Here is a 10,540-nt window from a genome sequence, read left to right as displayed (position 1 = left end):
CCGGCCCGGGGCGGGGGGGCCCCCCGCGGCGGCGCGGGCACGCCGCCCCCCCGCCGCGACCACCTGACGACGGGTCGGCCTCACCCGTTCTGCTGCTTCCACTCGGCCTGGGCCTCGTTGAGCTGCTCCGCCAGGGAGTCGAGGAAGTCCTTCGCCGACATCTTGCCGAGCAGCACCTTCTGGAAGGCCGGCTCGTTCCCGGCCTTGGAGATGGTGTTCCAGTCGGGCAGGTAGTAAGGCAACTGCACGATCTTCGTCGAACCGCTGGACAGCGCCTCCGCCGCCAGCCTGGTGGGCTCCGCCTTCTGCACCCAGGCGTCCTTGGCCGCGTCGGTGTGGGCCGGGATCGCGCCGGCCGACTCGTTCCACCGGCTGTTGGACTCGTGGGACGCGGCGAACTCGATGAACTTCCAGGCGGCCGTCTTGTTCTTGCTCGACTTGAACAGGCCCAGACCGTCGACCGGGTTGGAGACCTGCACCCGTGTGCCGTCGTCGGTGGTCGGCAGGGGGATGCCACGGAACTTCTCCGTGCCGAGCGCCTTCACATGGTCCTTGTAGGAGCCCAGGTTGTGGTTCAGCATGCCGATCTCGCCGCTGTCCCACTGGGCGACCATCTTGGTGAAGTCGTTGTTCACGTCCGCGGCAGGGGTGTTCTTCTTGAACAGTGCCGCGTACTTCTCCAGCGCCGCCACGTTCTCGGGGGCGTTGACCGTGGTCCTGTCGCCCTGCCAGAAGGTGTCGATGCCGCTCTGGCCGTACATCGCGTCGAGCGCCTGGGCGATGGACCCGGCGCCGCCGCGGATGGTGTAGCCGAAGCGGTTCTTGTCCTTCGCCGTGAGCCTGTCCGCCGCCGTGAAGAACTTCGCCCAGGTGGTGGGCGGTTCCAGACCGGCCTCCTCGAAGAGGTCGGTGCGGTAGTACAGCACGCCGTTGCTGGCGGACGTGGGCACGGTGAACATACGGTCCTGGCCGCCCGCGGCCTTCACGTTCTCCACCATGCCGGCGTTCAGTTTGCCCTTGAGAGGACTCGCGGCGATGCGCTCGTCGAGCGGCTCCAGCGCGTCCTGTGCGGCGATACCCGCCAGCATCGCCGCCCCGACGCCGCCGACGTCCGGCAGGCCGCCGCCCTGGATGGCGGTGTCGTACTTCGACTGGACCTCCGTCGAGGCGACGCCGACGTAGTTGACGTCGATGTCCGGGTGCTTCTTCTCGAACTCCGCGATGATCTCCTTCCACACGTCGGTGCGGACACCGCCGTTGTTGTCCCAGAAGGTGATCTCGCCCTTGCCGGACCCCTCGCCGCCCTTGTCCCCGGCGCCGCCGCTGCCGTCGTCGCCGCAGGCGGTGGCGGTCAACAGGAGCGCCGTGGTGAGGGCGAGGAAGGAGGCGGCTCTGCCCCGTCCCCGGTGGAAGATCGTCATGGTCGGCTCTTTTCTGCTCGTACGGGTGTGCGTGTCCGTGCGGGTGTGCGTATCCGTGAGGAGGCGCTGGGAAAGGTGATGCGGAACTGTGTGAACGTCGCGGCGCCGGTGTGACCTGCCGCCGCTGTCCGCTCCGCGGCGGGCGCGGTGGCGAACAGGCCGAGGAGGGCACCGGTCCAGCGCCAGGGGGTGGCGGTGAAGACCTGGCCGGACGGCACGAACCCGTCCTGGCCGGCTCCGGGCACGGCGGCAGAGAAGCGGCACCTGGCACCTGCCCCGGTCCCGATCCGCAGCAGCGCCCGGCCCTCCGGCGCGGGCCGCGGGCGTGCCGCGTCCCGTTCGCGCGCCGCGGCCGCCTCCGCGAAGCGGTGCACCAGCTGGACCGTGCCGTCGGCGTCCCGCTCCAGGCCGATCCAGGCGTACGCGTCGCCGAGCACCGCGAGGCCCGCCCGTGCGCCCGGTTCCTCGTCGTCCAGGCGCAGTTCGACCTCGATGACCGCGTCGGTCGCGGGCAGCCGCTGGGTGAGGACGTGCGGCAGCCGGCGCAGGTCGTGCGCGTCGTCGCCGCGTAAGCACGTCAGCCGCAGACCGTCGCCCGAGTGCAGCGGGGCCCAGCCCTCGCCCGGGTTCGCCGCCCACTGCCACTGGCGGCCGAAGCGCCCTCCGGGGAAGCCGTCGTCGGCGGCGGGGGCGGACCGCGGCTGCTCCGGCAGGTCGGGTTTGGGATGGAGGAGGACGGGCGAGCCCCCGTCACCGAGCACGGGCCAGCCGTCGTCGTCCCACTGCATCGGCTGGAGGTGGACCACGCGTCCGTAGGCCCCGCGGTCCTGGAAGTGCAGGAACCAGTCCTCGCCGTACCGGGTGCGTACCCAGCCGCCCTGATGCGGCCCGTTGACGGGCGTGTCGCCCTGTTCGAGGACGACACGCTCCTCGTACGGGCCGAAGAAGTCCCGTGAGCGCAGCGCGCCCTGCCATCCCGTCGCGACACCGCCGGCCGGGGCCAGGATCCAGAACCAGCCGTCGTGCCGGTACAGCTTGGGGCCCTCGAGGGTGAACCAGCCCGGGATGCCGTCCCCGTCGACGACGGTCTTCCCCTCGTCGAGCAGCGCGCTGCCGTCGGGCCGCATCCGATGGCCGGTGAGCCGGTTGTTGATCCCCGACCGGGAGCGGGCCCAGGCGTGGACGAGGTACGCCTCGCCGGTCTCCTCGTCCCACAGCGGGCAGGGGTCGATCAGCCCCTTGCCCTCCTTCACCAGATGCGGACGGCTCCAGCCCCGGCGTACGTCCGTCGAGTTGACCTGCCAGATCCCGTGGTCCGGGTCGCCCCAGAAGATCCAGAAACGCCCGTCGTGATGACGGATCGACGGCGCCCACACCCCGCTGTCCTGCCGGGGCAGCGCGAAGGCGGCCGCGGGCTCCAGCCGCTCCAGCGCGTGCCCGATCAGGGTCCAGTTGACGAGGTCCCGGGAGTGCAGCAGAGGCAGCCCGGGGGCCCGTCCGAAGCTGGACGCGGTGAGATAGAAGTCGTCGCCGACCCGGACCACGTCGGGGTCGGACCAGTCGGCGGCGAGAACGGGATTGCGGTACGTCCCGTCGCCGAGGTCCCCGGTCCTCATGCCGTCACCGCCTTGTGGACCAGGGCCGCGGCGCCGTCCCGGTCCAGGCGCCCGTCGGCGACGACGGTGACGACGCGGCGCACGAGCGTCTCCTCCGGTCCCAGCGGCAGCCGCTCCACCGTGGCGAGCGACGAGCCGACGCCCGGGTACTCGCCGGCCCGGACGAACCAGGGGTCCTCCCGGGTCCGCGCGGTCGCCCCGGCGAAGACCAGCGTCCAGCCCTGCCCCGCCACGGCCAGCCAGTCGGCCCGCGCACCGTGCACCGCGCTCTCGCCCTCCGCGTCCGCGGTGAACACGGCCGGAGCCGCCGGCTCCTTCGGCGCCCGCCAGAAGAAGCCGCCGTAACCGGCGCCGTCGCGTCCGTTGGTGGCGGGACTGCCCACGGACAGTGCCGCACCGCTCGCATTGGTCAGGGAGAACGTGAGGTCCAGCGCCCAGGCGGTGTCGGTGAGAGGCGTGACCGCCACCGTGCGGTGCTCGCGCAGCAGCCGGCGACCGCCGGCCACCCAGCTCAGCTCCTCCACGAAGCCGTCCGGGTCGCGGAGTTTGAAGCCGTCGTGGCGCTGCTGCCCGTGGTTGTCGAGCTCGGTGGGGCCCTGCCCCCGTACGAAGGTCCGTCCGCCCCAGAAGTTGTGGCCCTCCACATCCGGTACGGCCACCCCGGCGCCCAGGTGGTGCGGATGGTCCGTCGGCGCCAGTTCGGTCACCGGGACGCCGGCCAGCGTGGTGACGGGATGAAGACAGGGACGGGGGGAGGATCGCCGGTCCAGGTCGGCGGGGAGCGAGTAGCGGCCGACGGGCCGGCCCGCGCAGTACAGCTGCGTCGTGGAGCTCATGGTGTGGTGACCTCCGTCGACAGGGCCCAGGGCGCGCCGAGTTCCGAGTACAGGCGGAGCGACTCGGCGCCGGCGGCGACCAGCGCGTCGATCCCCGGGACCACCCGGCGCGGGGCGTTCCCCTCCTCGGCCTGCCGCCAGGCGTCCGGCGGCAGCCGGACCGGTTCCGGGGTCGTGCGCACCGCCTCGACGACGCGCATGAACGCGCCGCAGACATCAGGCGGCACCAGCAGCGCGTCCCCCCGTGTCAGGTGCCGGACGAGGTTCTCCAGCAGATCGGTCCTGCCGTGAACGGTCTCGTGCGGGCCGTGCCCGGACCGCTGGACCAGCACGCGGTCCTGCTTGTACCAGAACGTGATGCGCCCGCTGCTGCCGTGCACCACCACGTACGGCTCGGAGGCCACCTCGGCGCAGAGCGTGGCGGCCACGGTGACCCGGCCCCCGCGTGACGTCGTCACCCGGACGCACGACGTGTCGTCGGACTCGATGTCGTTGGCGCGGAACAACTCCGCCTCCACGCCCGCCACTTCCTCGGTCCGTGTGCTGCCCTCCAGCGCCAGAGCCGTCGACACCGCGTGGGCGAGCGGATTCGTCAGCACCCCGTCGACCACGTCGACACCGTCGAGACGCCGTCGGCCCGCCCACGGGGAGCGCCGGAAGTACGCCTCGCCCCGCACCCATGCCCCGGCCGCCCCCACGCCGCGCACCTCGCCGATCACGCCGTCCTCGACGAGCGCGCGGACGGCCGGCAACGCGTGCGAACCCAGGGACTGGAACCCGATCTGGCAGACCACTCCTGCCCGGGCGACCCCGTCGGCCATCCGCCGGAACTCCTCGTACGAGGGGGCGGGCGGCTTCTCGAGCAGCAGGTGCGCACCGTGCCGGGCGGCGGTCAGCGCCAGATCCGTATGCGTCTGGATCGGTGTGCAGACCACGACGATCCGGGCGCCGGTCGAGGCGAGGAGCGCGTCCAGGTCCTGCCCCTGCTCCGGCGCGAGGTGCGCCGCGGACCCGTCGAAGCCGTCGAGACCGGCGAGTTCGTCGGGCGACAGCGGGCGCAGCTCGCAGACCCCGGCCAGGCGCACCAGTCCCTCCTTCTGGAGCCGGGCGATGTTGGTCAGGTGCTGCCGGCCGTGACCCCGGGCGCCCGCCAGCACGACGGGCAGCGGCTCCACCACGGTGCTCATCCCTTCACCGCCCCGGCGCTGAAGCCCGTGATCAGCCACTTCTGGATGAACGCGAACACGATGACGACGGGAACGGCGGCGATCACACCGCCCGCGGCCAGGGCGCCGAGGTCGACGCTGTCCGCGCCCATCAGGGTGTTGAGACCGACCGGGATGGTCTGCTTGTCCTGGTTGTTGAGGAACATCAGCGCGAACAGGAAGTGGTTCCAGGCGTGGACGAACGCGAAGGAGCCGACGGCGACGAGACCCGGCCGCAGCAGGGGCAGCACCACGATCCGGAAGGCGCTGAAGCGGTTGCAGCCGTCCACCCATGCCGCCTCCTCCAGGGAGTACGGCACGTTCCTGATGAAGCCGCTGATCAGGATCATCGACAGCGGCAGCTGGAAAACGGTCTCCGCGATGATGACGCTGACCAGTGAATTGATCATCTGCAGGCCCGCGAAGATCTCGAAGAGCGGTACCAGCAGCAGCGCGCCCGGTACGAACTGGGAGCACAGCAGGGCCAGCATGAAGCCCCTCTTGAGGCGGAAGTCGAAACGGGCGAGGGCGTAACCGCCGGCCAGCGCGACGACCGTGGTCATCACCAGGACGGCGACGCCGGTGATGAGGCTGTTCTGGAAGAAGGTCGCGAAGCTGCGCTCCGTCCACACCTTCTCGAAGTGCTCGCCCGTCATCGGCCACGGCACCAGCGAGGTGGAGCCGGTCGGACGGACCGCGAACAGCAGGATCCAGTAGAAGGGGATGAGGGTGAAGAGGAGGTAGACGCCGAGCGGCAGATAGATCTGCCACCGCGGCACCTCGTCCCACGCGCGCCGGCGCTTCGTGGGCGCCGGCCGGGCGGGGGGCGGGACGACGGGCACGGGCGCCGCGCCGCGTGTGGCCTGTGTGGTGATCACTTGTCCTGGCCTCCGAACTTGCTCAGGCGCAGATAGACCATCGAGAAGAAGAGCAGGATCACGAACGCCACCGTCGTCAGCGCGGAGGCGTAGCCGAAGTCATGGGCGTCGACGCTGGTGTTGGCGATGTAGAGCGGCAGCGTGGTCGTCTCGCCGGCGGGTCCGCCGCCGGTGAGGGTGTACAGCAGGTCGACGTTGTTGAACTCCCAGACCGCCCGCAGCAGCGTGGAGAGGATGATCGCGTCCTTCAGGTGCGGCAGGGTGATGTGGAGGAACTGCCGCACCCGGTTGGCGCCGTCCACCTCCGCCGCCTCGTACAGGTCCTTCGGCACGGACTGGAGGTCGGCGAGGATGAGGATGGCGAAGAAGGGAACGCCGCGCCACAGGTCCGCGACCACGGCGGCCGGGAAGACGGTGGCGGTGTCGGACAGCCACGAGGTGCCGTACTCGCCGATGCCCAGGTCCGCGAGGTAACGGGTGATGCCGGTCTGGGAGTTGTAGAGCAGGACCCAGATCGCGGAGGTCAGCACCCCGGAGACCGCCCAGGGCGAGAAGACCAGTGCGCGCCCGAGGGCCCGGCCGACGAAGGTCTGGTTGACGATCAGGGCGAGCGCCAGTCCGAACAGCAGCTGGAGACTCACCTCGACGACGACCCACTTGAGGCTGAATGTCAGTGTGTCCCAGAAGTGGGGGTCGTCCGTGAAGATCGTCGTGAAGTTCGACAGGCCCGCGAAACCGTTCCGCCAGGGCTTGGTCGGGTTGTACTCCTGAAGGCTGTAGTAGAAGACGCTGAGCACCGGATAGGCGATGAAGCCCAGCATCAGCAGCCCGGCGGGGGCTATCAGCAGATACGGCAGCCGGCGGGGCGCCGCTCCCGTGCGGCGGCCGCGGGCTCCGGGCCGCCGGGCCGGTGGCCCTGGCGATTTCTGCGCCACAGCGTGGGCCATGACTGCATCTCCGATCTGGGGTAAGCGCTTTCTCCGGCGCTGTGCGGATGTCGGGCGAAGAAGAAAGGGGCTGGGCGAAGAGGAGAGGAAGGGGCGTGCGAAGAGGGGCGGGGGCCGCGGGGCTCAGCCCGCGTAGGGATCCGGCACTTCGCCGGGCCTGGCCAGGAAGGCGAAGTCGCATCCCGTGTCGGCCTGGGTGACCTGCTCGCTGTAAAGGGCTCCGTAGCCGCGCTCGTAGCGGGCGGGCGGCGGCGTCCACTCGGAGCGGCGACGCTCCAACTCGGCGTCGGTGACCTCCAGACGGAGGGAACGCGCCTCGACGTCGAGGGTGATCAGGTCCCCGGTGCGGACCAGGGCCAGCGGCCCTCCGACGTAGGACTCGGGCGCGATGTGCAGGACGCACGTGCCGTAACTGGTGCCGCTCATGCGGGCGTCGGAGATCCGGACCATGTCCCGCACACCCTGCTTGAGCAGATGGTCCGGGATCGGCAGCATCCCGTACTCCGGCATACCGGGACCGCCCTTGGGGCCGGCGCCCTGAAGCACCAGGACATGACCGGCGGTGATGCCGAGCGACGGATCGTTGATCGTGCGCTGCATCGTCCGGTAGTCCGGGAACACCACGGCCGGTCCGGTGTGCTTCAGCAGATTCGGATCGGCGGCGATGTGCTTGATGACCGCCCCGTCAGGACAGAGGTTCCCGCGCAGCACCGCGACCCCTCCCTCCTTCGCGACGGGATTGTCACGGGGGCGGATCACATCGTCGTTGTGCACCTGGGCGCCCTCGAGCTGCTGCCGCAGGGTGGCGTGGGCGACCGTGGGCCGGTCCAGATGGAGCAGGTCACGGATCCGGGACAGGAAACCGGGCAGCCCGCCCGCGAAGTGGAAGTCCTCCATCAGGTAAGGCCCGCCGCCCGGACGGACGTTGGCCAGCACCGGCACCGTACGGGCGATCCGGTCGAAGTCGTCCAGGCGCAGTGTCACCCCCGCACGCCCGGCCATGGCGATCAGGTGGATGACGGCGTTGGTGGAGCCGCCGAGACCGAGGACCGTGGTCACCGCGTCCTCGAACGCCTCGCGGGTCAGGATTCGCGACAGCCGCAGGTCCTGGCGCACCAGCTCCACGATCCGCATCCCGGACGCCGCGGCCATGCGGTCGTGCCCGGAGTCGACCGCGGGGACGGACGAGGCGCCGGGGACCGTCACCCCGAGTGCCTCCGCCGCGGCCATCAGGGTCGCGGCGGTCCCCATCGTCATGCACGTGCCGGGGGAGCGGGCGAGACCGCTCTCCAGCTCGCTCATCTCGCAGTCGCCGATGAGCCCTGCCCGCTTGTCGTCCCAGTACTTCCACATGTCCGTGCCGGAGCCCAGGACTTCGTTGCGCCAGTGGCCCGGCAGCATCGGCCCCGCGGGCACGAACACCGTCGGCAGGTCCGCGCTCGCGGCGCCCATCAGCAGCGCGGGCGTGGACTTGTCGCAGCCGCCCATCAGCACCGCGCCGTCCACCGGGTAGGAGCGCAGCAGCTCCTCCGTCTCCATCGCCAGCATGTTGCGGTAGAGCATCGGCGTCGGCTTCTGGAACGTCTCCGACAGTGTGGAGACGGGGAACTCCAGCGGGAACCCGCCCGCCTGCCACACCCCCCGCTTCACGGCCTGGGCCCGGTCACGCAGATGCACATGGCACGGATTGATGTCCGACCAGGTGTTGAGGACCGCGATCACGGGCTTGCCGAGATGCTCCTCCGGCAGATACCCGAGCTGACGGGTACGGGCCCGGTGGGAGAACGAGCGCAGCCCGTCGGTCCCGTACCACTGGTGGCTGCGCAACTGCTCCGGCCGCAGGCTCATATGCCCCACCCGGCCACGAGCCCGGCGACCTCGGCACGCCGCTTCTGCGGGAGCGGACTGCTGGGCGGGCGCACGTCACGGCGGCACAGTCCGAGCGCGGCGAGGGCCTCCTTGACGACCGTGACGTTGTCCGCCGACCGGTGGGCGGCACGCAGGTCCTCGAGCGGCCGGATGCGCTCCCACACCTTCATCGCCGCCGCGTGGTCACCGGCGCGCAGCGCGGCGAGCATCTCCAGCGAGACCGACGGGGAGATGTTGACCAGCCCGGAGGTGAAGCCGGTGGCGCCGGCGGAGAAGTAGGCGGGCGCGTACAGCTCCGCGAGACCGGCGATCCACACGAACCGCTCGAGGCCCGCGTCGCGGGCGAACGCCGCGAACTGCGCCGCGTCCGGCACCGCGTACTTCACCCCGACGACATTGGGGCACAGCTCCCCGAGGCGCGCCATCCGCTCGCCGCGCAGATGCGGGCTGCGTACATAGGGGACCACGCCGAGCTCGGGCACGGCCTCGGCGATCGCCCGGTGGTAGTCGAGCCAGCCGTCCTGCGAAACATAGGGGTGCACCGGCTGATGCACCATCACCATCTGCGCGCCCGCCTCCCGCGCGTGCCGTGCGGAGGCGACCGCGGTCGGCACGTCCAGACCGACGCCGACGAGGACGGCGGCCCGGCCGGCGGACTCCTCGAGGGTCAGCTCCGTGACGGCGCGCCGCTCGTCGGGGTCGAGCGCGTAGTACTCGCCGGTGTTGCCGTTGGGGGTGAGGGTGCGTACCCCGCCGTCGAGCAGCCGGCGCACCAGCGCCCGGTGCGCGACGGTGTCGACGGTGTCGTCGGGGGTGAAGGGCGTGACCGGGATGGCCACCACGTCGGCGAGGGCCTCGCGCAGCGTGCTGAAGCCGGGATCGGTGCTCATGCCTGGTCCTCCTCGGCCTGCTCGGGGAACGCCCGCTGCACGAACGAGTCGATGTGCTCGTGCAGTGCGCGGGCCGCGGCGTCGGCGTCCCCGGCGAGGGCGAGCTGAAGGATCTCGCGGTGCTCGTCGGCCTCCCGCTGCCAGGACGGGTCGGCGGCCCACGCCACGGTGGAGACCAGGGCCGCCTGGTCGCGGACCTCGTCGAGCATCCGGGCCAGCAGCGGATTGCCGCAGGGCAGATACAGGGCCCGGTGGAACTCTCGGTTGGCCAGGGACCGTTCGGCCTGATCGGCCGCCTCGTCGGCCCTGACGAGTGCCGTCCGCGCGTCCTCGAGCGAGGCGTTGCGGGTGATGGAGCGCCGCAGCGCCTCCGGCTCGAGCAGCAGCCGCACGTCGTACACCTCGCGCGCCATGTCGGCATCGACCATGCGGACGGTGGCGCCCTTGTACTGGCTCATCACCACGAGCCCCGTGCCGGCCAGGGTCTTGAGCGCCTCCCGCACCGGGGTCTTCGACACACCGAACCGCGCGGCCAGTTCGGTCTCGACCAGGGACTGGCCCGGGCTGAGGCCGCCGGTGAGGATGGCGTGCTTGATCGCCTCCAGCACGAACTGGGTGCGGGAGGGGATCGGGGTGGGAGCGAAGGTCATCAGCACTCTCAGATCTCGCGTATCGCGTCTCATATATGACGTACGAAGTGCAACGCGCCGAACGTAGGGCCGACTTGGCGTGCCGTCAATGCTTCGGACAGGATTCGATGCGAAGTCTGGTTTGTTTCGGAGAAGCGCTTGCATCGGTCGCGGTATCGGCGAGGACACTCCGGCACACGACGCCCCATGGCCGCCCGGGCCGTGGGCCGCCGCGCCCCTGAACGCGCG

At 71.1% G+C, this 10,540-nt stretch carries 9 protein-coding genes; all 9 read right to left on the bottom strand.

From position 1 onward, the window contains the following. Window positions 1–80: 80 nt before the first annotated feature. The 9 genes from ACWGH4_RS22420 to ACWGH4_RS22380 all read right to left on the bottom strand — a co-directional run bounded on the left by ACWGH4_RS22420 (window position 81) and on the right by ACWGH4_RS22380 (window position 10,312). Window positions 81–1,421, bottom strand: a complete 1,341-nt coding sequence (locus tag ACWGH4_RS22420) for an ABC transporter substrate-binding protein (protein ID WP_453463623.1) — start codon at window positions 1,419–1,421, stop codon at window positions 81–83. Continuing rightward, the gene (locus tag ACWGH4_RS22415; protein WP_453463620.1) at window positions 1,418–3,037 is read right to left on the bottom strand and encodes a family 43 glycosylhydrolase; all 1,620 of its coding nucleotides are present in this window, start codon (window positions 3,035–3,037) and stop codon (window positions 1,418–1,420) included. The genes ACWGH4_RS22420 and ACWGH4_RS22415 overlap by 4 nt, the downstream gene beginning before the upstream one ends. Further along, complete coding sequence (locus ACWGH4_RS22410; protein WP_453463617.1) at window positions 3,034–3,873, bottom strand: DUF6807 domain-containing protein; 840 nt, start codon at window positions 3,871–3,873, stop codon at window positions 3,034–3,036. The genes ACWGH4_RS22415 and ACWGH4_RS22410 overlap by 4 nt, the downstream gene beginning before the upstream one ends. After that, on the bottom strand, window positions 3,870–5,060 hold the full coding sequence (locus tag ACWGH4_RS22405) for a Gfo/Idh/MocA family protein (protein WP_453463615.1): 1,191 nt from the start codon (window positions 5,058–5,060) through the stop codon (window positions 3,870–3,872). Before ACWGH4_RS22405 ends, ACWGH4_RS22410 begins: the two co-directional genes overlap by 4 nt. Beyond that, window positions 5,057–5,956, bottom strand: a complete 900-nt coding sequence (locus tag ACWGH4_RS22400; protein WP_453463612.1) for a carbohydrate ABC transporter permease — start codon at window positions 5,954–5,956, stop codon at window positions 5,057–5,059. The genes ACWGH4_RS22405 and ACWGH4_RS22400 overlap by 4 nt, the downstream gene beginning before the upstream one ends. Further along, the gene (locus ACWGH4_RS22395) at window positions 5,953–6,903 is read right to left on the bottom strand and encodes an ABC transporter permease subunit (protein WP_441262086.1); all 951 of its coding nucleotides are present in this window, start codon (window positions 6,901–6,903) and stop codon (window positions 5,953–5,955) included. Before ACWGH4_RS22395 ends, ACWGH4_RS22400 begins: the two co-directional genes overlap by 4 nt. 123 nt (window positions 6,904–7,026) lie before the next feature. Next, window positions 7,027–8,751: an L-arabinonate dehydratase gene (araD, locus tag ACWGH4_RS22390; RefSeq protein WP_453463608.1), complete on the bottom strand. Its 1,725-nt coding sequence runs from the start codon at window positions 8,749–8,751 to the stop codon at window positions 7,027–7,029. Beyond that, window positions 8,748–9,662: a dihydrodipicolinate synthase family protein gene (locus tag ACWGH4_RS22385; protein WP_453463605.1), complete on the bottom strand. Its 915-nt coding sequence runs from the start codon at window positions 9,660–9,662 to the stop codon at window positions 8,748–8,750. Before ACWGH4_RS22385 ends, araD begins: the two co-directional genes overlap by 4 nt. Then, entirely contained in the window at window positions 9,659–10,312 is a 654-nt protein-coding gene (locus ACWGH4_RS22380; RefSeq protein ID WP_441262089.1) for an FCD domain-containing protein, read from the bottom strand. Before ACWGH4_RS22380 ends, ACWGH4_RS22385 begins: the two co-directional genes overlap by 4 nt. Between the last annotated feature and the right edge of the window lie 228 nt (window positions 10,313–10,540).

This window comes from Streptomyces sp. NPDC054847, assembly GCF_053610925.1.
This window is presented reverse-complemented; position numbering and strand designations above follow the sequence as displayed.

Bases quoted from the DNA above. Each gene is read 5' to 3' on its own strand.
- ACWGH4_RS22420 (WP_453463623.1), bottom strand. From the start codon at position 1,421: ATGACGATCTTCCACCGGGGACGGGGCAGAGCCGCCTCCTTCCTCGCC.
- araD (WP_453463608.1), bottom strand. From the start codon at position 8,751: ATGAGCCTGCGGCCGGAGCAGTTGCGCAGCCACCAGTGGTACGGGACC.
- ACWGH4_RS22380 (WP_441262089.1), bottom strand. From the start codon at position 10,312: ATGACCTTCGCTCCCACCCCGATCCCCTCCCGCACCCAGTTCGTGCTG.
- ACWGH4_RS22405 (WP_453463615.1), bottom strand. From the start codon at position 5,060: ATGAGCACCGTGGTGGAGCCGCTGCCCGTCGTGCTGGCGGGCGCCCGG.
- ACWGH4_RS22385 (WP_453463605.1), bottom strand. From the start codon at position 9,662: ATGAGCACCGATCCCGGCTTCAGCACGCTGCGCGAGGCCCTCGCCGAC.
- ACWGH4_RS22415 (WP_453463620.1), bottom strand. From the start codon at position 3,037: ATGAGGACCGGGGACCTCGGCGACGGGACGTACCGCAATCCCGTTCTC.
- ACWGH4_RS22410 (WP_453463617.1), bottom strand. From the start codon at position 3,873: ATGAGCTCCACGACGCAGCTGTACTGCGCGGGCCGGCCCGTCGGCCGC.
- ACWGH4_RS22395 (WP_441262086.1), bottom strand. From the start codon at position 6,903: ATGGCCCACGCTGTGGCGCAGAAATCGCCAGGGCCACCGGCCCGGCGG.